Raw genomic sequence first — 20,967 nt, forward strand, 5'->3', positions numbered from 1 at the left:
GCGGTCGGATTAGGGCCGAGCGGCCCACAAATGATCACCCATGCGAGGAGGATTCCGGCCTTCCGCGTTCGAAACTCAGGACCATCCGGGCCCCGACGGCCAATTTGACGTGCTAAAACGTTCCCGCTCGCGTTCGATTCGGTCGGCGGCGTGCGGCGTGCGGCGTGCGGCGTGCGGCGTGCGGCGTGCGAAGAGCTTGAGCACGATCCTTGAACCAGTGGGAGCGCTCCCACTGTGCAGACGGGACGGACCCGCGTCAAGATGCGCGAAGAGTTGAAGGCATACCACGACCGAATCCGCCAACTCCTCTTTTCCTTGGCGCCGGTTGCCGCTACGGTCGGGCCCAACCAGTGGGAGCGATTCCGTCAGTCGGCGCGCCGTGAGAGCGCGCCCTCGCTGCAAGGAGTCGCTCATGCGACATCCCCCGCGTCTTTTCGCGCTGCTCTCAGGGGCAGCGCTCGTCCTGGCGAGCAGTGCGTTCGCCGCCATGGGTACGGCCTCAGGAGCCGCCGCGCCCTCGTGCACGGTGCAGTACTCGGTCGCCGGCCAGTGGGCCGGCGGATTCCAGGGTGCGCTCACCGTCACCAACAACGGTGCCGCGCTGACCGGCTGGAGCCTCGGCTTCGACTTCCCCGCGGGTCAGACCGTCGCCCAGGGCTGGGGCGCCAAGTGGTCCCAGACCGGGGCGGCCGTCACGGCCGCCAACGAGAGCTGGAACGCCACGCTCGGCACCGGCGCGAGCGTGACGGCCGGTTTCATCGCCTCGTGGTCGGGCGCCAACACGGCACCCCGCGGCTTCACCCTCAACGGAACGCCCTGCGACACCGGCCCGGGCCCCGACCCCACACCCACCGCACCCGCACCCACACCCACGCCCACGCCCACGTCCACACCCACGCCCACACCCACCGGGCCGACCGATCCCACCGACCCGGTCCCCGGAGCGCCCGAACTGAGCGTCATCGGAAACCGCCTCACCGACCAGAACGGCGCGACCCGCCGCCTGCTCGGAGTCAACCGCTCCGGCGGCGAGTTCATGTGCGTCCAGGGAAACGGCATCTTCGACGGCCCCGTCGACGACGCCTCGGTGCGTGCCATCGCGGACTGGAAGGCCAACACCGTCCGCATCCCCCTCAACGAGGAGTGCTGGCTCGGCCTCGACAACATCAAACCCGAGTACCGGGGCGCCGCTTACGCCGAAGCCGTCAAGGGCCTGGTCGGCCGGGTCCTCGCCCGGGGCATGACCCCGGTCGTCGAACTGCACTGGACGTACGGCCAGTACACCGGCAATTCCTCGGGGTGCGCCGACGTCCACGCCTCCTGCCAGAAACCGATGCCCGACGCCCGGTACGCCCCGCAGTTCTGGACCTCGGTGGCGAACACCTTCAAGAACGACCGGCGGGTCGTCTTCGATCTGTTCAACGAGCCGTATCCCGACCGCGCGACATCCACCACCGGCCAGGCCTGGGCCTGCTGGCGCGACGGCGGCACGTGCCAGGGCATCGGCTACGAGGTCGCCGGCATGCAGGACCTGGTGGACGCCGTCCGCGCGACCGGCGCCCGCAACCTCGTGCTGGTCCCCGGCATCGCGTACTCCAACGACCTGAGCCAGTGGCTCACCCACTCCCCCACCGACCCGACGGGCAATCTGGCCGCGGCCTGGCACGTCTACAACTTCAACGCCTGTTCCAACGAAGCCTGTTGGGACTCGACCCTCGCCCCGATTGCCGCCCGGGTCCCCCTGGTGGCCGGCGAGATCGGCGAGAACACCTGCGGACACGGGTTCATCGACCGCGTCATGAACTGGTTCGACGCCCGGGCCCTCTCGTATCTGGGCTGGACCTGGAACACCTGGAACTGCAACTCCGGTCCCGCTCTGATCACCTCGTACGACGGCACCCCCACCTCATTCGGCATCGGGCTGCGCGACCGCCTGCGCTCCCTGAACTGAAAGGCATCCACCAGGTGAGCCGCAGGGCAAGGACGTGACCTCCAGAAGCGTCTCGTACAACGGGTCGCTGGCCACGGGCGGTTCGACGTCCTTCGGCTTCAACGGCTCGCGCAGCGGCACGAACGCCGTGCCCGCGACGTTCAAGCTGAAGGGCGTCACCTGCCACGGCGCCACCGACCCGACCACTCCCCCGACGACACCGCCCACGACACCGCCGACCACGCCTCCGCCCCATCCTCACGCGGGCCCGGTCCTCACGCGGCCCGGTCCTCACGCGAGCCGGCCCTCACGCCGGCCCGGTCCTCACGAGGAGTCGCGCACGATCAGTTCCGTCGGAAGGATCCGGCGCGGCTCCCGCGCCGCCGCGGAGCCGTCCTCCCCGGACGTCCGCGCGATCTTCCGCAACAGCAGCCGGGTCATCGTGCGCCCCATCTCCTCGATCGGCTGGCGCACGCTCGTCAGCGGCGGGTCCGCCAGGCGGGCAACCGTCGAGTCGTCGACCCCGACGACGGCGACGTCGTCGGGCACCCGCCGCCCGGCCTCGCGCAACACGCCGAGCGCGCCCGCGGCCATCACGTCGGAGGCGGCGAACACCGCGTCCACGTCGGGGCTGCGCTCCAGCAGTTCGCGCATCGCCGCCCTGCCGCCCTCCTCGGTGAAGTCCCCGGTGGCCACGAGAGCTTGGTCGAGCGCGAGCCCGCCCTCGGCGAGGCCCGCGAAGTAGCCGCCCAGCCGGGCGCGGGCCACGTACATGTCCGACGGCCCGCTGATGGTCGCGATCCTCGTCCGGCCGCGCCCCACCAGGTGGGCGACGGCGGACCGCCCCGCACCGATGTTGTCGGAGTCGACGTAGGCGACGGGTTCCGCCTCCGAGCGTCGGCCGTTCATGACCACGGGCAACCCGAGCTCCCTGATCCGATCGGGCAGCGGATCGTCGCCGTGGACGGATGCCAGGAGCACGCCGTCGACCCGGCGGGCGGCCAGGTACTGCTCGAAGCGCTGCCGCTCCTGGTCGCTCCGCACCAGCGTGAGCAACAACTGCTTGTCGGACATGGCGAGTTCGGCGCTGACGCCGCGGATCAGGCCGAGGAAGTACGGCTCCGCGAACAGCCTGGCCTCGGTCTCCGGGATGACGAGCGCGACCGCGTCGGTCCGGCTGCCGGCCAGCGCCCTGGCCGCCTGGTTGGGTACGTACCCCAGGTCGCTCACGGCTCGGGCGACGGCGGCCCGGGCCCGCGCGCTCACCCCCGGCGAGCCGTTGATCGCCCGGGAGACCGTGCCCCGGCCGACGCCGGCCAGGGCCGCGACCTCGTCCAGGGTGGGTCTGCCGTTCCGCGGTCCGCTCACGACGCTCGGACTCCCCTCGTGCGACACCTCGTTCCGCACCGGTCCGGTCGCGGCCGATCGGGCGGGACGGGGCGGGGCCCTTCCCGTCGACGCCGGACAGGATACGCCGGATCGCGCCCGATTGGGAGCGCTCCCAATACGTTCGTGGGGAGGCGAAGAGGCCGGCAGGGCGCCCTAGCGGACCGCGGCTGGTCACGGGCGGTCCCGCAGTGCCGTAAGGTTGGGTTCACCGACGCGGGGTGGAGCAGCTCGGTAGCTCGCTGGGCTCATAACCCAGAGGTCGCAGGTTCAAATCCTGTCCCCGCTACTCACCGGAAGGGCCCGGATCCTCAAGGATCCGGGCCCTTTCGTCGTGCCGGGTGCGCCGCGTCCTCTCTTCTCGCCCCGCGGCGCAGTGCGTGCCGGTTCGGACGCGGCGGAGTTGGGCAGGGTCGGACGAGTACGGGGACCGGCCTGCCGGGCGGGTGGGGGCGGGCACGATCGCGGCCCCAAGTGCCCGGCGGCCATGGGTCCTCACGTCGTCACAACGCGGGTGGGGGTATGGGGACCGACGAGGAGCCGGAGCGGAGGCGTGAGCTGATCCGGCTGATCGGCGAGCAGGTGGTCATGGTGCGCACGGAGGGCGGGGGGTTCGGCACCGGGTTCCTCGTGTCCGGGGACACGGTGCTGACGTGTGCACACGTCGTCCACGGGCAGACCTCCGCGCAGGTGCTGACCGGTGCGGAGACGCTCGAGGCCGAGGTGATCGCGACCGCGCCGGAGAGCCGTGGCACCGGAGCCGTGCACGGCTTCCCCGACCTCGCGTGTCTGCGCCTGCGGACCCCTGCGCCCGGCATCGGGGTCTGGCTCGGCGACGAGACCCCGCTTCCCGGCCACGAGGTGGTGGTGCACGGCTTCAGCAGGCACACCCTGGAGCCGGGTGAGCAGCCCGACACCCTGCACCTGGTCGTCGCCGGACAGAGCAGTCGTTTCGTGCGGCTGCAATGGGACGTCGTCGTCCAGGGCTTCAGCGGGGGTCCGGTGCTGGACCTGCGCACCGGCCGGGTCTGCGGCGTCCTCAAGGCATCCCGCGACGAGCGCAGCCCCCAGGGCGGCTGGCTGGTTCCGGTGGGAGCCGTCCGAGAGCACTTCCCCGACCTCGCCGAACGCAACGGCCGAGCTCACGTGCCGGGTACGCCATGGTGTGACGCGGCCCTCGGCCGCGCCCGTCGGCAGAGCGTGCTCTTCGGGGCGTCGCGCGGGGCCCGGCGGAACCCGCGCGGCACTGCCGCGCAGGCGACCCCGGCCCAATTGCTCGCGCACGGCACCATGCCCTTCGTGGACCGCCCCGAGCTGGCGGATCTGCTGGCGTGGTGCGAGGGCGACGCGGAGCACCGGCTCCGTCTGCTCCACGCACCGGGTGGGGCCGGCAAGACGAGGCTCGCCGCGGAGGTGTGCGGCGCCCTCACGGGGCGGGGGTGGATCGCCGGGTTCGTCCAGAAGGACGCTCCCGTGCGTCGGCAGTGGCTGGAGGAGCTGGGCGAGGCCCTGGACGTCGGGCTGAGTGCGCTCGTCGTGTTCGACTACGCCCAGGCCAGGATCGAGGAGATCGTCGCGCTGCTGGAGCACGTGGACCGGTACGGCCCCGAACGCATGCGCCTGCGGCTGCTCCTCCTCGCACGTTCCGACGAACCGCTCTTCGAGGCCCTGCGCAGCCGGGTCGACGACCCGGTACTGCCCGAGACCAGTGTGGTCGCCCTGCCCAGAACCATCGACACGGAAGGCAACGCTTCCCTGGCCCGGCGGGCGTTCGCCGTGTTCGCCGACCGCCTCGGCTGCGGATGGCTTTCCCCACCGGGACGCCTGGGAGCACGCGCCGAGTGGCAGGACTCCGTTCTGGACGTGCTCGCGCTCGCCCTGGACGCCGTACTCACCCTGCGCGAGGGGCACACCTGGCCCGACCGGGGAGACCCGCTGGAGCGCGTCTGCGACCACGAACTGCGCGGCTGGCACGCCCTGGTCGCCGCGGAACTTCCGGGGCAGGCGGCGTTGGCGGGCCCGACCGGTGCGCGTCTGTCCGAGGGGCTGTTGCTCGTCCCCACCCTGGCCCAGGGGCTCGCCGGCCCCGCGCTCGTCGACCTGCTCCACCGTGTCCACGCCGCCGCCTTTCCCGGCATGCCGCCCGTCCACATGGTCGGGGTCCACGCATGCCTCCGGGCGCTGTACCCCGCCCCGGACGGCCGCGTCGCTCCGCTGGAGCCGGACCGGATCGGCGAGATCCTGGTGCGCCGGGTGCTGCACCGGCCGGAGAGTTCGGGCCGGGCCTCGGCATACCTCGGGGAGCTCCTGGACGCGAGCACCTCCGGTTCCCAGGCCGTGCGGATTTCGGCAGCGGCGGACACGATGGAAACCCTGGCCCGTGCCCGCGGCTGCACGGCCGTGGGCCGGATCGAGTCCCACCCGTCGCACGGGGCACTGGACAGCGCCCTGCGAGAGGCGATCGCCGCGCGGCCGGACGTGCTGCTGCCCGCCCTGACGATCACCGGTGGGCTGGTCCCCCACGCCGAGCCGCTCGCCTCGCTCGCCCTGCCGTTCGTGGCGGACGCCGGCCGGGAACTCCTCGAGTCGGTGGACGGCCACCTCCCGGACTATCCTTCCGGCCTGTCGGGGGTCGCCGTGGCGGTCCTCGGCCGCCTGCTGGCCTCGGCAGACGCCGACTTCACCGAGGACCGGCAGCTCCTGCGGCTGCGCAGGCTCGTCCGGTACAGCCTCCGCAACGACGACGTCGGCAGCCGCGACACCGCTCTGGGGGCCGCCCGCGAGGCGGTCGACCTCAGCCGTGACCTCGTCCAGCGGACCGGACGGCACCTGGCCGAGTACGCGACGGCGCTCAACAACCTGAGCCTGCTGCTGCACCGTGCCGGCAGCACCGCGGCCGCACTCGCCGAGAGCAGGACGGCGGTCACGTTGTACGAGCAGCTGCTCGGGCAGACGCCGCCCGGAACCGGCCAGGTCGCCGCCGCACGCCAGGTGTTCCTCTTGAACACCGCGGCCGCGCTCAGCACGCTCGCCCTGCTGCGACTGACGGACGGTCAGGTCCACGCGGCCGCGGACGAGGCGCACCGGAGCGTGGACCTGTGCCGGGCGGCGTTGCCGGGCGTGCGCCAGCAGGACGTCCTCCTCACCTGTCTCGAAGTGCTCGCGGAATGCCGGCAGCGCACGGGAATGGTCGGTGAGGCGGTGCACACGGGGGGCGAGGCGGTCGTGCTCGTGAGGGACCTCGCCGAACGCCAGCCGGAGCGCTACCTCGACAGGCTGCCGACCGCGCTCTACCGGCACGCCCGCGGCCTGATCAGGGCGGGTGCGTACCGTGAGGCCTATCTGGTACTGCGGGAAGCCGCGGTGCTGCTCGGAGGGCTCCCGGGCAAGGGATCGCTCCACCGGGAGACGCGGCTGCGCTCGCTCCGGGCACTGGCCGAACTCTGCACCGAGCTGGCCGAGTTCTCCCACGAGCGCGTCACATGGGTGACGCAGTTGGAGTCCCTCACGCACCAGGCACCATGATCTGGCACGACAGCCCGTGAGAGCGCGGGCGGCGGCACCACATGCGCAGCGGGCGGACGGGGATCGCCCGTCCGCCCGCCCGGACGACTTCCAGGAGAGCCATGCCCATCGAACACCCGGCACCCGGCACGCCGGCACCGATCCGACAGGACCGCGCCGTCGAGGTCTACGCCAATCGCTTCGGCCACCTGTACGACGACGAGGTCGTCTTCCCCGGCGGGACCGAGGGCCGGTACCTGCGGTGGCAGTGGAGCCAGCAGGGGGTCGTCGTCGTACCCGTGGGACCACAGGGGATGGCTCTCCTGCCCATGTACCGGTATCCGGTGGGGGCGGTGTCCCTGGAGTTCCCCCGTGGCGGCTGTGCCCCGGGGGAGGCCCCGGAGGCCGCGGCCGCCCGGGAACTGGAGGAGGAGTCGGGGCTGGTTGCGGTCTCGGTGCGGAGCATCGGCAGGCTGCACGCCGACACCGGGCTGATCGGAACGCACACGCACGTCTGTCTGGCGGAGGTGCACCCGGTGCGGCGGTCCTCCGCGCGGCCCGAGGCGTCGGAGTCGGTGGCCGGTCCGGTGTGGGCGTCACGGGACACGATGGCCGAGTGGCTCCGGGAGGGCCGCATCACCTGTGGCATCACCATCGCCGCCTTCGCCGTCGCGACGGCCGGGACGGGAGCCTCCTTCCCCGAGGGGGCCCCCGCCGTCGCTGGCCAACCCTCTCCGGACGTTCCCTGCGCGCCCGGCGCCGTCAGAGGGTGACCAACCGGTGCAGCGGGTCCAGGTCCTGGTGCGGGCGCCGGGGCCGGGGCACGCCGGCCGGCCCCGTACCCGCTGCTCCGGGGCCGCCCGCTGCACTGCTGAGGACGTGGAACGAGAGCGCCCCCGTCCGGCCGCCGGAAGAGTGCGCCACTTCCAGGCCGGCGCCCAGTCGACCCTCCGCGGGATCCTCCTCCAGGCCGAAGCGCATGAGGCGGTCCTCTCCCTGGAGGTGCGCCCAGGCCCGGCCGCCCCGGTCGCGGAACACGCGTCGGCAGGCCGCGGCCATCCAGGCACTGAACTCTTCGGTCGCGGCGCCGAGAACGGCCGCGTCCGGCCGCTGCCCCCGGCGCATCCGGGCGAGTTCTCCCAGCAGCGCGTTGCGCGCGTGCTGCGCGACCGCATCGAGGAGCACGTCCACCGGGAGCAGGGACAGCAGCAGGCCGTCGAGCAGGGCCGGAGCCAACCCGGTTCGTTCCAGCAGTGGTTGGCGCCGGGCCGTCGGGATGAGATCCGCCTCGTCGCGCGGGCCGGCCACGGCGGCCCCGAGCGCCCGCGGGAGCGCTTGCCGATAGGACTCCCCCGCCCATTGGTCAATCGACTGCAGGGCGAGCACGACGTCGGCGCTGGCGTGCGGGCGGCCGGTGCGGTGCTCGGACAGCCAGTCGCGGATCGCCTTGTACTCCAGCGGCTCTTGCCCGCGGCCCCATTCGAGGGCGGCCCGGAGCGTGGGGCGCGCCTCGCCTCGGGCGTGTTCCAGCGCCCGCTCGATCCGCTCCAGCACACCCGACTTGAAGGCGGCCGAGACGACCGCACCGTCGTACGGCAGCACCCGTCCGCTCGTCATCGCCTGTAGCTCGTCCACGTAGGCCGGGCTCGGTACGTTGTCGACGTTCTTGGCCGCGTGCGCGTTCCGGATGTCGTGGAACGTCGACCCCGTGCGCAGCGCCACACGGATATGACCCTCCGTCAGGAGTGGTGCCAGATCGCGCAGTCCCGGCCCTTCGACGTGGGCATCAGCCTGGACATTTACCTGATGATCCGTCACCAGGGTTCGGAAATAACGATTGTTGAGACTCTGCGAATCGCCGATAAGTAGTGTGTCGCAGAACAGCACGTGCAGGAGAATCCGGGCCCGCAGATCCGCTGCGCCGTCGATCGGCGCGGCGGAATGGGGCTCCACATCCGACAGATAGACGTTCTCCACCAAGCGATCGTTCACGCCGTCCACCCCCTGCCGGGGGACCCTAGCGCACGAGGGAGAGCCATGTCGGAGATTGTCGAGGTCCAGACCCCGGACGGCGGGACGTTGTGGGTGCGCGTCGAGGACGAGGGAGGCCCCCGGGACACCTCGTTCACCGGCGTCCGGCACCGTCTGGACGACCTTCCGGAGACGTTGGCGACGGTCGTCGCCACGGTGCGGTCCGGGTTGAGGAGCGCCGCTCCGGACGAGCTGACGCTCGAGTTCGGCATCGAGCTGTCCCTGAAGTCCGGCCTCCTCGTGAGCGTCGTGACGGCATCGGGGGGAAAGGCGACCCTGAAGGTGTCCGCCACGTGGCGCAGGAACGGCGACGCGGTCGCCTCAGCACAGTCCGCCGAGTCCGCGGAGACCCCGGAGCCCGCCGAGACCGCAGAGCCCGCCGGCGCGGCCGAAACCGCGCGTGTTCCGGAGACCGCCGGCGCTCCGGGCGCCGCGGAGTGAGCCGTGGTCGCACCGCCGTGCGGCAGACCGCGTGCCGGCCCGGGGCGCCATCCGCTCTGAACGAAGGGGGAAACGATGGGCCCGGACGTGCCTGACGGCCATGTGGAACGGATCTACCTCTCCGATGTCGAGCCGAACCCCGTCGGGCCGCTGGCCTACGCCGCGGATCTGCGCTCCAGAGTGCTGCTGCACGTACTCCTCGCCGACGCCCTGCTGGTCGGGGACTCGCAGAGCCTCAACAACAAGTACTTCCGGTGCCTGATCTCGCCGGGAGAGCACGACGACGGAAGTGGAGCACCGCGGCTCCAGCGGGACGCGGTGCTCTCGGACCTCGCGCCGCTGTTGCGGGAGGGCCGCGTCAGGGTGGCGCAGCGCAAGGGGAGCACCCTGCTCGGCATTCGCGACGAACACGCCCGCAGGCAGGTCAACAACGTTCCGCCCCGGGCGTACGTCAGTCACCTGGACGCCCTCGCTTCGGCGCATGCCGTCCCGTACGACGTCGCGGAGGTCGGCGAGGCGTTCCGCGGGGGTGTGCTGTCCCGCATCGGTGCCGCCCTCGACGGCGCGACGGGACCCGTCCGGTCCGCGTTGTCCGACGCCCGGCAGTGGGTGGCGGAGCAGCCGCAGCTCCTGCACATCGAGCTGCGCTCGTGGATCGCGTCCTACCGCTCCGCGGGGACACGGCAGCAGCACACGGGTGTCGTTCTGGCGCTTCAGTCCCTGGACGACTGGGCCATCGACGCGTACCGCGGTGCGCTGCCCCTCGTCCTGGGCACGGGGGTGGCCAGACCGCGGGAAGGGCGCGACCTGCCCGCGCGCGAGAGTCGGCGGCTGCTCACCCAGGACGCGCTCCCCGCGGCCCTGCTCGACCCCTTCCTGCTCTCCCGCCTGCCCGTGGACCTCGTCCTGGAGACCGTGGCGCAGCCGGCCAGGAACGCCATGGTGCAGGAACTGGCCCGGGTGCGCCGCGGCCTCCCGCCGGACCTCCCCGTACTGGGCGAGGCCGTTCAGGAGTTCAGCCACTGGCTTCGCGACGCGTTCGAGCGGGCGTTCCGCCCCGCGGACGGCAGGGAGTGGGTCCACCTCCGGGGCGTGACCCGCCTCATGCGCTTCGGACTGGACGAGGACCCGGTCACGGGACGCCTCGGCGCGTGCCTTGACGTGGGCACCGCCGTCCCGGACGCACGGCACCTCTCCTTCGCCGTCACCGAGGGGGCCGGCGCCCCGGATCCGTCCGCCCCGGCCCGGCCGGACACCGCGGTCGATCCGCGCGACCGGCTGGTGTGCCGGTAGGAGCACATGCTCGGGGATCGTGAGATGCGGTCGGAGTGTGAGCACGCGCCCCCATGACCTCGGCAGCACCGCCGGCCTCGGGAGCGCCCGGGAGCCGACAGAGCCCGGCCGGGGTGACTACGTGCCCCGGCCGGGCTCTGGGTGCGTGGGGTGCTGCGTGGGTTACATGTTCTCGTCGCTCAGGTCCTGTTCGCGCAGGAGGTCCTCCTCGCGGCGGCTCGTCTTCTCGCCGGGCTGCGGCTGACGGGACGGCCGGCCGGGCTCGGCGTGCACGGGGTCCTGGCCGGGGCGCTGCGGACGCCGCTGTTCCTCGCGGCCCTTGCCCGGTTCCTGGCGCTTGTCCTGCATACCGCCCATGACGGCAACTCCTTTGCTGGGACGAATCGGTTCCTCCGTCACCACGCTGACACATGTGGTCACAGTTCGCACCATTTCGACTACGGACAGTGTTCGTCGATGAGGGGCGTGCAGGCCCGGGTGGCCGCTTCGGAATGCGGCGGGACCGCCCGGTGCCGAGGATGGTCCGGTCACCTTCACTCCCCACAAGCGTCCAGGAGCCCGTCCATGCTGGAACGAAAGCCGCGCGAGGACCGCACCGAGATCACCTTCGTCCTCCCCGCCGACACACCGCCCGGTCCGGTCAGCGTGGTCGGCGACTTCAACGAGTGGCGGCCCGGGACCCACCCCCTGGTTCCCCGTACGGACGGCACTCGCGCGGCCACCGTCACCCTGCCGGGCAAGGGCGAGCACTCCTTCCGGTACCTGGCCGCCGGCGACTACTGGTTCGACGACGAGAGCGCCGACGGTCACGACGGCGTCAACAGCCGGCTCCGGACATGAGATCGGAAGGGACCGCCGTGAACATCGCCGTGGACGACAGCTGCGTCAGCGCGTTCCAGGATCTGAAGGCCAAGCGGGAAATCAACACGGTGATCTACCGGTTCACCGACGCGATGGACGCACTCGTCGTCGCTTTCCAAGGGAACGTGACCCACGACGAGTTGCTGGCCGCCGTACCGGTCTCCGATCCGGTGTTCGTGGTGTACGACCTGCCCTTTGCCGATCCGGACGGGACGCGGCGGAACACCGTGGTGATGATCTCCTGGTGTCCCGCACGTGCCGATGCCGCGCAGCGGGCGGCGAGCGCCGCCGGTTACAGCGCGCTCAAGGACGCCCTCGACGGCGTCGAGGTGTTCGTCGAGGCGACGGAGCACTCCGAACTCGAGTACCAGGAGCTGGTGTCCAGAGCGGGTTGATGCCCGGCCGGCCGTCTCCCCGCGGTCATTCGGGCGGCGGGGTGGTGGTGCGCAGGAGGAGCATGGCGATGTCGTCGGTGTAGTGGCCGGTGGGTCGCGCGCGACGCAGGAGCGCGTCCATGAGGGCTTCGAGTTCCTGCCCGCCGTGCCGGGCGAGGTGGTGGGCGAGGTCGTCGGCGGTCTGCCCGGGGTCGGTGCCGGGTGCCTCGACCAGACCGTCGGTGTACAGGGCGAGGGTGGTCCCCGGAACGAGCGGCAGGACGGTGACCGGATACGAGTGGCCGGGGTCGATGCCCAGCAGGGGTCCGGGTTCGAGCCGTACGACGCCGGGCCGCCGGCCCGCCTGGTGCAGGAGCGGCGGCGGGTGACCGGCGCTGGCCAGGGTCACCTCGTTGCGGGCGAGGTCGATGTGGGCGTAGAGGCAGGAGACGAGGAGGTCGCTCTCCAGGTCGGCCAGGACGCGGTTGGTGCGGGCGAGGACCTGGTCGGGCGGTGCGCCCGCGGTGGCGTGGATGGCGGTGCGGACCTGGCCCATGAGGGCCGCGGCGGCGACGTTGTGCCCTTGGACGTCGCCGATGACGGCCGCGGCGGTCGTGGAGTCGATGCGGATGACGTCGTAGAAGTCGCCGCCGATCTCCATGCCGTGGCTGGCGGGCAGGTAGCGTGCGGCGGTCTCCAGCCCCGGCAGGTCCGGCAGGTTCCGCGGCAGCAGCGCCTGCTGGAGGCCGTGGGCGAGGTCGCGGGTGGCGTCGTAGAGGCGGGCGCGGTCCAGGGCTTGGGCGATCAGCCCGGCGAGCGAGGTCAGGACGGCGCGTTCGTCGGCGCTGAAGTCGCGGGGCCGGTCGTAGGAGAGGATGCAGCATCCGACGGGTCGGCCGGAGACGATCAGCGGCAGGAAGGCCCATGCCTCTTTGCCGCTGATCCGCGGCGCGCCGGGGTAGCGGCGGGCCATCTCCTCGGGGCTGGAGAAGAACGACGGGGTGCCGTCGGCGAGCACCTGCCCGGCGGGGGTGAGGTCGGTGTCCAGGGGCAGGCCGTCGAGGCGGTCGATGGTCTCCTGGGTGTAGCCGTGGTAGCCGGTGATCTGGAGGCGGCCCGCTTCCGCGGCGGACAGGACCAGGCCGTCGGCGCCGAACGCGGGAAGGATCTGGTCGGCGACGAGTTCGACGACGTCGCGGACGGCGACGGTCTCGGTCAGCGCGGCCGCCAGGTGGACCAGCTGGTACAGCCGTCCGGCCTGCGCGGTCCCGGAGCTCGGGGGGCTGCCGGGGCCGGCCGGCTGCGGGTGCGCCGACGGGGGCGGGTGCGGGCGAGTGGTCCCGCTCCGGTCGTCGTCGCGGGCCGGGGCGCGGGTGATGCGGACGCTGATGCCGCTGGCGTCGGGGTAGAGCTGGAGGTGCAGGACGGTGTCCGGGGGGCGCAGGGTGGTGAAGGCGACCGGGTCGCGGCTGATGACGGCCGTGCGGTAGTGGTCTTCGACGATTCCGTTGTCCAGCCAGGGCAGGGACTGCCAGGGGCGGGTTCCGAGCAGCCGGGTGGCGTCGGCGCCGAGCAGCGATGCGGCCGTGGCGGTCAGGAAGGTGATCCGGCCCTCCAGGTCGAGGGCGAGAGCGCCCTCGGGGAGGCGCTCGGCGTAGTCCGCCGCGGCCTGGGGCAGCCCGGTTCGCGTGTGCGCGGGTGCGCCGGCGGGAACGATGCGGGGCTCGTCGGGGAGGGCCGGCAGGACGGCGGTGTCGTCCAGGTCGCGGGCGATGCGCCGGGCGGCGGAGCGGATGTGGCTCCGCTCGCGGGCCGTGGCGTCGGCCGGATGGCTGGCGGGCCACAGCAGGAGCAGGGCTCCCCAGCACCGGTTCCGGCCCGGGAGCGGGGCCGCCGCGACCGCGAACCGGTACGGCAGGCTGGCTGCGGCGCGCGGATAGGCGCGGGCCAGCTCGTCCTGGGATCCCACCCACACCAGCCGGTCCTCGCGGACCGCGTCGCTCACGGGGACCGACACGCTCAGTGGCACCCGACGCCAGGGCCAGATCACCTCCGCCGGGACTCCGGACAGCACCAGGAGGCCCAGGACGCCCGCGGCCTCGTCGAGCAGGTAGAGGCCGCCGGCCGAGGCCCCGGTGCGGCGGACCGTGTCGGCGAGGGCTGCGTCCAGCAGTCCTGCGGGACCGGGCTCGTCACCCCTGTCGGCCACCACACCTCCCCGTCCGGCCGGGCGCGGACCGATCCCGCGGGGCTCCTCCGGTGACGGCCGTCCCGAGGGTCGCGGGGGGAGGAGTACGGTGTCGGCTGCGCACGGCAACGGTTGCGAAGAGCGGGGGGAGGGGGTTCCTCTCCCGCACACGGCTCCCGGCGCTCATATGGTGAGAATACGCCCGAAACGGCCAGTGATCGCGGGCATGACCGGCCAGCGGGGAGCCCCGGCCGTCGCCGCCCGGAATCCGGCCGGGCGGTCGGGCGGGCCGGATCTGTGGGGGTCGTGCGGCGAGGACATGCCGGAAACCCCGACGCCGCGGGAGCCAGGGCCGTCCGCACGCACCCCGGGGTTGCCGGGCGGCACCGTATCGGCTGTTCGCTGAGCGCTTTTTGACGGAGCTTCAGAACGATCGGCCCGCGGGATGTTTGCCCGCGCGCGAACGGGTCACACGCGTGGACAGCGGAGCCCGCGATCGTACGCGGCCGGGCTCCTGCCGGCCGGAGCCGCGCGGCGGCACGATCACCGACGCGGCCGAGGCGGTCGGCCCCGGAACGACTGCCGCTCGGGATCCGCGCGGCGCCCGGGCGCCCGGACCCCGGCTCCCTCCCCAGCCGGGGCAACGGGCCGCGATCCCGGCAAGCCCCCGGCGGCGGTGCTCGGACCACCACCCTCGGGCCGCGGACCCCGACGGCAGCCGTCGACCCCCGTTGCCGGGCCGAGCGGCCCAGCAGCGAGGGTTGCCGAGTGACGGGCAGCCCTCCGCGCCGGACCGCCCTCGCGCCGCGAGGCGACGGTTTTCGGCCGTCTTCACACCGAGGAGCCGACCCGGTGTCCGTGAACGAGACGGCGGGGCAGGCGAGTCGGTGTCCGACACAGCCGCGCCGCGGCCGCCGGGTCAGCCGACCGGGCGGCACGGCGACGACAAGGAGGTTCCAGCATGCTGATCACCGTGACACGCACCGGCGGGTTCGCGGGCCAGGAGCGCCAGGGCGCCGTGACCACGGAATGCCGGGCCGACCGCGCCGAGTTGGAGCTGTTGGCCGAGCGGGCCCTCAGCGACGACCGGTCGGTCGACCAGCCGCCGGTGGCCGACGGCTACCACTACGTCGTGCACGTCGACGGGAAGGTCATGGAGTTACACGACCCGTATCTCACCGAGAACCAGAGGCAGTTGATCAGGGCCGTCCTGGAGGAGGGCGCCTGACGCAGCCCCTGTCGCCCGACCGGCGCGTCGGCGGCAGAACCGATCCGTGGAAGGCCTCGATGCGGCGGCCCCCGGCGCGCGATGCGCCGGGGGCCGTCGGCGGAACAGCCCGGGTCAGGGTGCCCGGCCGCGGCCGCGCAGGGAGTCCTTGACTGCCTGGAGGCGGGCGGTGGATCCGGTCGCGGGCATCCGCGCGGACCCGCCGACGAGGGGACGTGCGGTCCCGGTCGCCGACGGCGACTGTCCCGAACGGCCCGCCGGAGTGACACTTGAATCGTGAACCGGTCGGGAAAGCTGGACGGACTGGTGACGCTGCGGGCCCGTGACCGCCTCGGCGACGCGCTCTTCCGGCGCGTCGCCGGCCCGCACGGCCCGGAGAACCGGACCCGGATCCACGACACCCCCGGCCCCAGATGGTTCGCCCCCGACGAGCCCATCCGCCGGGTGCACGGCGACGCCTCGATGTTCGTCGGCGGGCTGAGCGCCCTGCTCCTGCAGTCGCTGCACCCGCGGGCGATGGCCGCGGTCGCGGCGCACTCCGGCTACCGCGGGGATCCGTGGGGCCGCCTCCAGCGCACCAGCACCTTCCTCGCGTTCACCACGTTCGGTACGGCCGAGGACGCGCAGCGGGCGGTGGACCACGTACGGGCCGTCCACGCACGCGTGCGCGGCCGCACCCCGGACGGGGAGCCGTACCGCGCCGACGACCCGCACCTCCTCGAATGGGTGCACATCGCGGAGGTGGACAGCTTCCTGCGGGCCTACCGGCAGTACGGCGCCGCACCCCTGGCCGCGGACGAGTGCGACGCGTACGTCGCCGCCGCGGCCCGGGTCGGGCGGGCGCTGGGCGTCTTCAGCCCGCCCCTCACCACGGGCGAGCTCGCCGAGCGCATCGACGGCTACCGGCCCGAGCTGCGCGGGACCGAGGAGGCCCGTGCGGCGACCCGCTTCCTCATGCTCCGGCCGCCGCTGCCGTGGCCGGCGCGCGTGCCGTACGCGATGCTGGCGGCGGCCTCGGCGGCCCTGCTGCCGCCCTGGGCCCGCGAGCCCCTGGGCCTTCCCCTGCTCCCGCGGGCCGAGCACTGGTGCGTACGGCCCGCCGGCGCGGCCGTCACCGGCACCATCCGCTGGGCGATGCGCCGCCCGCCACCGGACCCCGGCGGCTGACGGCCACCGCCCCGGGCCGGCTTTCGGATCGCGGAAGAGCCGGCTTCGGCCGTCAGCCCTGCGGAGCGGCCGGTTCGACGTCCTTGGAGAGCGGCACCGTCCCGGTGTTGTCGACGTGCCGGGCGGAAACCCATGCGGCCTTGTCGCGCAGCAGGTACCAGATGCTGTTGCCGTCGACGGCCTGGGCGTGCACCTTGCTGTGCAGACCCACCTGCGCGCCGTGGCTCAGCTCGCCGACGACGGACGAGTCCGTGCTCGGGTATTTGCGCAGGTTGACGCCGGCGGTGCTGACGACGGTGCCGAACGGCTGGGACGGACTGGGCATCATGACCTCCAGGGGAGCGCCGGAGCGGGGTTGCCGCGTCCGGCGTGCGGGCGGGTTTCTCGCACGGTAGGGCCCAATCCCGCCGGGCGGCCGCAGGCGTGCGGGGCATGCCCCGACCGGCGGCCGGGCGTCACGCTTCGGAGGGGACGCCGGGCTCGGCCGGCCGCCGGTGGGGCCGGTTTGGCCTGCGCCCGTGGAAAGGCACATGCTCGATTCGAGGGCACGGGACGGCCTGCCGTCCCGGCCGCACCACGCCCCGAGGAGGCTACGGCGATGCGCAGCAGCGAGAACCAAGGCGACGACGTCTATCAGCCGCAGGCGGAGGCGGAGCCCGGCGAGTCCCAGCCGGACATGCAGAACGCCCTCGGGGAGCCGGACCAGGACGACACCCTGGACACCGGTTACTCGCCCCCCGACCGGCCCCTGGTGGCCGCACGGTACGGCACCACGGCCGCGGAACAGCACGCCGGCGAGACCCTCGACCAGCGGCTCGCCCAGCAGGAGCCGGACCCCACCGCCGTGTTCGAGGACGAGCCGAGGTCGGAGACGGACCCGGGCGACGACTGGAGCGGGGCCGCCGACGGGGACCGGGACGGCGACGGCGGCGAGGACATCACCCGCGACCCGGGTGGCGACACGTCCACGGCGGGCCGGGAGCGGGCCGGCCGGCTGGCTCCGCCCGACGAGGCGGGCCCGGTCAGGGCCCGGGACACCGGGATCGACGGCGGCGCCGCCTCGGCGGAGGAGGCCGCCATGCACGTGATCGAGGACGAGGAACCGATGGAGCGGTGAAGAGACAGCTGGTTGAGTCACGGCCGGCCGGGCAGGCGCGAGGTGTGCGGGTGGTGACGGGCGCGCCCGTCACCGCCTGGAAGAGGCGCGGTTCCGTTCGGCCTTCGTGGCGGGGTTTGCGCCGCCGTCCGGGTGGATGAGCTGGGGCATTCCGGTACAAATTGCAGGCTGGTCGTTGCGGCTGCATGGTGAACATCAGTACCCCGACAGGAAGGGACCGGCTCGTCACGAGCAGAGCACAGCACCCGGATCTGCGCCATCCGACTACTGCCCGGGAGGGACCGCCGTGATCTTCGCCGTGCTTCTCGTACCGCCCCTTCTCCTGTGCGCCGTGCTGGCTCTCGGCCGCTACGAGGAGTACATGTTCACCCCGCACGAGCAGGACGCGGCCCCCCGGACCGGGTGGCGCCACGCACTGCGAGGCCTCGGCCACCGCCACGGCCGGCACGCCGCCTGAAGCGCGGCCGCACTCCTCCGCCTCGACCCGCGGCTTCACAGGGCCAGTGCCCTGAAGCCGGGCGCCCCTTAAACTGACACGGCCGTGTCGCGATATGGGGGTGAGAGGCCGCAGTGGAGACCATCGGACCCGAAGCGGGTGATCCGGTGAGCACCGGTCCCTTCCGGGGACAGCGCCGTCGGCTCATTCTGAACGGGGTCCCGGGCCCCGTGGCCAAAGGACGCGACTTCACGCGCCAGGCCCTGCGGGACTGGGGCTGGGACGGGACCGAGACCGCCGAGGACGCCCTGCTCCTCGTGTCCGAGCTGCTGACCAACGCGGCACTGCACGCGGGCGGTTGCCACGAACTCGTCCTGACGGCCACGGACCTCCTGCGCATCGACGTGTACGACGGCACGACGGCGCTGCCCATCCGCCACCCGGCTCCGCAGCGCGGCATCCCGGGCGGCCACGGCCTGCACATCGTGGAACACGTGGCCGATCGCTGGGGCGCCCGCACACACGAACACGGCAAGGCCGTCTGGGCCGAGATCGAGGCCGCCCGGCTGGTGTCCGACAACCCCCCGCAGCGATGACCGGTCCGGCACGCACCCGGACCTCCGGACCCTGACGAACGAACGGTTTCCGCCGGTCCGGCCCCGCCCGCGGCCTCACCCGTCGGCGCTGCCCGCGGTGAGGCCTTCCCGGACGGCGGCGAGGACGAAGGAGTGCCCCGCCGGGTCCGCGAACCGGCGCAGCGTCGTGCGGTCGCTCTCCGGCCGGCTCCCGGACTCCCCCGCCGCCACCGGGCGCGCCCCGAGGGCCACGGCCTCGCGCTCGGCTTCGTCGAGGGAGTCCGCGGCGACCAGGATCCGCAGGTGGGTCTGCTGGGCGTCCTCCGGCACCGGCCAGCTCGGCGGCAGGTACGAGGGATCGCGGCGGACCCCGACCACGACCCCGCTGCGGCCGGTGACGAGGAAGAGCTCCCCGTCGCCCGGGGCCGGGCCCGCCGTCCCTCCGAGCAGTTCGGCGTAGAAACGGGCCAGCGTCTCGGGTTCGGCGCAGTCCAGGACGAGAACGCTTGTCTTGGTTACGGTCATGCCCCGCGTGTGCCCGGTGTCGCCGGGCGTACACGGACCGTACGCGGGCCGCATGCGGACCGTGCGGGCGGGCTCGGCTGCGGAGGGGGGCCATCGGCCGTGTCCTGCCGGTCCTGCGACCGCCGGAGCGCTCCGTCAGCAGGGGCGCTCGGCGGCGGGGCCTTCCTCACCGGGTGCCTGGCCCACGGCGACGCGCGGCAGGGCGGCCGGGTGCTTCTCCGCGAGCCAGGCGACCAGTTGTTCCCGTACCGCGCAGCGCACCGCCCACACGTCGTCGGCGTCCTTGGCCGTGACGATGGCGCGCACCACGATGGTGGAGGGCGTCGTCTCGGTGACGGCGAGGTCCCAGCCGCGGCCGTCCCACTCCCGGCAGTTCCGCAGGATCTCGTGGACCTTCTCCCGCATGAGGTCGACGGGCGCGCCGTGGTCGCAGTGCAGGAAGACGGTGCCCGTCATCTGGGCGCCGCCGCGGGACCAGTTCTCGAAGGGGCGGGTGGTGAAGTACGAGACGGGCATGGTGATCCGGCGTTCGTCCCAGGTGCGTACGGCGAGGAAGGTGAGGGTGATGTCCTCGACCACCCCCCACTCGCCCGCGACCACGACCGTGTCGCCGATGCGCACCATGTCGCCGAAGGCGATCTGGAAGCCGGCGAAGAGGTTCCCGAGGGTGGACTGGGCCGCGATGCCGGCCACGATGCCGATGATGCCGGCGGACGCGAGCAGCGAGGTGCCGAGCGCGCGGAAGGTCGGGAACGTGAGCAGCATCGCGGCGGCCGCGACGACGGCCACGAGGACCGTCACGACCCGCATGATCAGCGTCACTTGGGTGCGGACCCGGCGCACCCGGGCCGGGTCGCGGGTGCCGGCGGCGTAGCGGGCGTACCCCGATTCCACGACGGCGGAGGCCACCGCCACGACCAGCCAGGCTCCCGCGCCGATCAGGACGAGCGACAGGACGCGGCCCACGGCGCCCGCGTTCCCGTCGAGCGGCGGCCCGTCGACGTGCCGGAGGGCACCCCTGAGGAGGGCCGCGAGCAGGACGATGCACAGGGCGGGGCGGCAGCGCCTGAGCAGGCCCCACAAGGGCGTTTCGGGGTGTCGTGCGTCGGCTCGGCGCAGCAGCAGGTCGGCGGCCCATCCGGCCGCGACGGTCAGCAGGATCGAGCCCCCCAGGACGGTCGGCAGGAGAAGAGCGCTGTTCATAACTTCCCATCGGGTGGAGGCGGCATGGACTGGCACGCGCCTGCCCCGGCGGTGGGAGCTCACACCAGGGCCCGCGCTTGGGGCGTCCGCGCGTGGGTAGCCGCGCCGCGAGACGTCCTGAGAGCGGACCCGGACCCCGGGTTCCGGGCTTCCGATGACACGGAAAGGGGTGCGCATGTCGCACGTCGAGGAGTACGTCGAGGTCAACGTCCCCGTACGCACGGCCTACAACCAGTGGACGCAGTTCGAGGAGTTCCCCGCCTTCATGGAGGGGGTCGAACGCGTCGACCAGCGCACGGACACGCTCACTCACTGGGTGACGAACGTGAACGGCGTCCAGCGCGAGTTCGACGCGCAGATCACCGAGCAGCTCCCGGACCGGCGCGTCGCGTGGATGACGGTCGACGGGGAGGCCCGCCAGGCCGGGCTCGTCACCTTCCAGCCGATCGACGCGACGACCACCAAGGTGGTGCTGCACATGAACTGGGTGCCCGACGGCCTGGCCGAGACGGCCGCCGACAAGCTCGGCTTCGTCAAGCGCCAGGTCACGGGTGACCTGAAGCGGTTCAAGCTGTTCATCGAATCGCGCGGGGTCGAGACGGGCGCCTGGCGCGGCGAGGTCTGACCGCCGGGGCGCCAGGGGCACCGGGGCCCGCTCCACGCCGAACGGGCGCGGGAGCGGGCCCCGGGCGGCGCGCGGGGTCTGGT

The 20,967-nt window shown here is 73.1% G+C and carries 20 protein-coding genes, 1 tRNA gene and 1 pseudogene; 15 read left to right on the forward strand and 7 right to left on the reverse strand.

The genetic code is table 11. From position 1 onward, the window contains the following. The first annotated feature begins 412 nt into the window (after positions 1-412). Together OG764_RS03060 and OG764_RS03065 are read left to right on the forward strand one after the other, a co-directional pair. A complete protein-coding gene (locus OG764_RS03060) occupies positions 413-1,951 on the forward strand; it encodes a cellulase family glycosylhydrolase (protein WP_328966807.1) in 1,539 nt (512 codons plus the stop codon). A 43-nt stretch (positions 1,952-1,994) separates the two neighbouring features. Then, positions 1,995-2,183: pseudogene (locus OG764_RS03065) on the forward strand (cellulose binding domain-containing protein); the annotation flags it as partial. Between the two features lie 71 nt (positions 2,184-2,254). On the opposite strand, the gene OG764_RS03070 reads toward OG764_RS03065, so the two are convergent. After that, a complete protein-coding gene (locus tag OG764_RS03070; protein WP_328966808.1) occupies positions 2,255-3,298 on the reverse strand; it encodes a LacI family DNA-binding transcriptional regulator in 1,044 nt (347 codons plus the stop codon). Positions 3,299-3,531: 233 nt separating this feature from the next. Between OG764_RS03070 and OG764_RS03075 the strand changes: the two genes are divergently transcribed. The 3 genes from OG764_RS03075 to OG764_RS03085 all read left to right on the forward strand — a co-directional run bounded on the left by OG764_RS03075 (position 3,532) and on the right by OG764_RS03085 (position 7,593). Further along, positions 3,532-3,605: transfer RNA gene (locus OG764_RS03075), tRNA-Met, on the forward strand. Positions 3,606-3,838: 233 nt separating this feature from the next. Then, entirely contained in the window at positions 3,839-6,841 is a 3,003-nt protein-coding gene (locus tag OG764_RS03080) for a trypsin-like serine peptidase (protein WP_328966809.1), read from the forward strand. Between the two features lie 101 nt (positions 6,842-6,942). Further along, positions 6,943-7,593, forward strand: a complete 651-nt coding sequence (locus OG764_RS03085; protein ID WP_328966810.1) for an NUDIX domain-containing protein — start codon at positions 6,943-6,945, stop codon at positions 7,591-7,593. Here OG764_RS03085 and OG764_RS03090 read toward each other — a convergent pair. Further along, complete coding sequence (locus OG764_RS03090; protein ID WP_328966811.1) at positions 7,583-8,797, reverse strand: hypothetical protein; 1,215 nt, start codon at positions 8,795-8,797, stop codon at positions 7,583-7,585. The two genes, OG764_RS03085 and OG764_RS03090, sit on opposite strands and share 11 nt — an antisense overlap. A 60-nt stretch (positions 8,798-8,857) precedes the next feature. Between OG764_RS03090 and OG764_RS03095 the strand changes: the two genes are divergently transcribed. Further along, positions 8,858-9,292 carry a CU044_2847 family protein gene (locus tag OG764_RS03095; protein ID WP_328966812.1) on the forward strand — a complete coding sequence of 145 codons (435 nt, stop codon included), beginning with the start codon at positions 8,858-8,860 and terminating at the stop codon, positions 9,290-9,292. An 87-nt stretch (positions 9,293-9,379) separates the two neighbouring features. Next, entirely contained in the window at positions 9,380-10,585 is a 1,206-nt protein-coding gene (locus OG764_RS03100) for a hypothetical protein (RefSeq protein WP_328966813.1), read from the forward strand. Positions 10,586-10,747: 162 nt separating this feature from the next. Here OG764_RS03100 and OG764_RS03105 read toward each other — a convergent pair whose 3' ends face one another. Continuing rightward, on the reverse strand, positions 10,748-10,942 hold the full coding sequence (locus OG764_RS03105; RefSeq protein WP_328966814.1) for a hypothetical protein: 195 nt from the start codon (positions 10,940-10,942) through the stop codon (positions 10,748-10,750). Between the two features lie 207 nt (positions 10,943-11,149). Here OG764_RS03105 and OG764_RS03110 point away from each other — a divergent pair, with 207 nt between their 5' ends. Together OG764_RS03110 and OG764_RS03115 are read left to right on the forward strand one after the other, a co-directional pair. Beyond that, the gene (locus OG764_RS03110; protein ID WP_328966815.1) at positions 11,150-11,425 is read left to right on the forward strand and encodes an isoamylase early set domain-containing protein; all 276 of its coding nucleotides are present in this window, start codon (positions 11,150-11,152) and stop codon (positions 11,423-11,425) included. 17 nt (positions 11,426-11,442) lie between these two features. Continuing rightward, positions 11,443-11,841: a hypothetical protein gene (locus OG764_RS03115; protein ID WP_328966816.1), complete on the forward strand. Its 399-nt coding sequence runs from the start codon at positions 11,443-11,445 to the stop codon at positions 11,839-11,841. A 25-nt stretch (positions 11,842-11,866) separates the two neighbouring features. Here the strand turns inward: OG764_RS03115 and OG764_RS03120 are convergent, their stop codons facing one another. Then, positions 11,867-14,029, reverse strand: a complete 2,163-nt coding sequence (locus tag OG764_RS03120) for a SpoIIE family protein phosphatase (RefSeq protein ID WP_328966817.1) — start codon at positions 14,027-14,029, stop codon at positions 11,867-11,869. Between the two features lie 940 nt (positions 14,030-14,969). Here OG764_RS03120 and OG764_RS03125 point away from each other — a divergent pair. After that, positions 14,970-15,236: a protealysin inhibitor emfourin gene (locus OG764_RS03125; protein ID WP_328966818.1), complete on the forward strand. Its 267-nt coding sequence runs from the start codon at positions 14,970-14,972 to the stop codon at positions 15,234-15,236. Positions 15,237-15,512: 276 nt separating this feature from the next. Further along, on the forward strand, positions 15,513-16,403 hold the full coding sequence (locus OG764_RS03130) for an oxygenase MpaB family protein (RefSeq protein WP_328966819.1): 891 nt from the start codon (positions 15,513-15,515) through the stop codon (positions 16,401-16,403). Positions 16,404-16,455: 52 nt separating this feature from the next. Here the strand turns inward: OG764_RS03130 and OG764_RS03135 are convergent, their stop codons facing one another. Beyond that, positions 16,456-16,728, reverse strand: coding sequence for an SH3 domain-containing protein (locus tag OG764_RS03135; protein ID WP_328966820.1), 273 nt, complete (start codon positions 16,726-16,728; stop codon positions 16,456-16,458). Between the two features lie 273 nt (positions 16,729-17,001). Here OG764_RS03135 and OG764_RS03140 point away from each other — a divergent pair, with 273 nt between their 5' ends. The 3 genes from OG764_RS03140 (at position 17,002) to OG764_RS03150 (ending at position 18,552) form a co-directional block, all read left to right on the forward strand. Next, entirely contained in the window at positions 17,002-17,520 is a 519-nt protein-coding gene (locus OG764_RS03140) for a DUF5709 domain-containing protein (protein ID WP_328966821.1), read from the forward strand. Between the two features lie 286 nt (positions 17,521-17,806). Further along, positions 17,807-17,977 carry a hypothetical protein gene (locus OG764_RS03145; RefSeq protein WP_328966822.1) on the forward strand — a complete coding sequence of 57 codons (171 nt, stop codon included), beginning with the start codon at positions 17,807-17,809 and terminating at the stop codon, positions 17,975-17,977. A gap of 209 nt (positions 17,978-18,186) precedes the next feature. Then, a complete protein-coding gene (locus OG764_RS03150; RefSeq protein ID WP_328966823.1) occupies positions 18,187-18,552 on the forward strand; it encodes an ATP-binding protein in 366 nt (121 codons plus the stop codon). Positions 18,553-18,627: 75 nt separating this feature from the next. Here the strand turns inward: OG764_RS03150 and OG764_RS03155 are convergent, their stop codons facing one another. Further along, complete coding sequence (locus OG764_RS03155; protein ID WP_328966824.1) at positions 18,628-19,056, reverse strand: VOC family protein; 429 nt, start codon at positions 19,054-19,056, stop codon at positions 18,628-18,630. A 135-nt stretch (positions 19,057-19,191) separates the two neighbouring features. Next, complete coding sequence (locus OG764_RS03160; protein ID WP_328966825.1) at positions 19,192-20,259, reverse strand: mechanosensitive ion channel family protein; 1,068 nt, start codon at positions 20,257-20,259, stop codon at positions 19,192-19,194. Between the two features lie 175 nt (positions 20,260-20,434). Between OG764_RS03160 and OG764_RS03165 the strand changes: the two genes are divergently transcribed. Next, a complete protein-coding gene (locus OG764_RS03165) occupies positions 20,435-20,884 on the forward strand; it encodes an SRPBCC family protein (protein ID WP_328966826.1) in 450 nt (149 codons plus the stop codon). The last annotated feature ends 83 nt before the right edge of the window (positions 20,885-20,967 follow it).

The sequence above is a fragment of the Streptomyces sp. NBC_00239 genome (assembly GCF_036194065.1).
Taxonomy (GTDB): Bacteria; Actinomycetota; Actinomycetes; order Streptomycetales; family Streptomycetaceae; genus Streptomyces.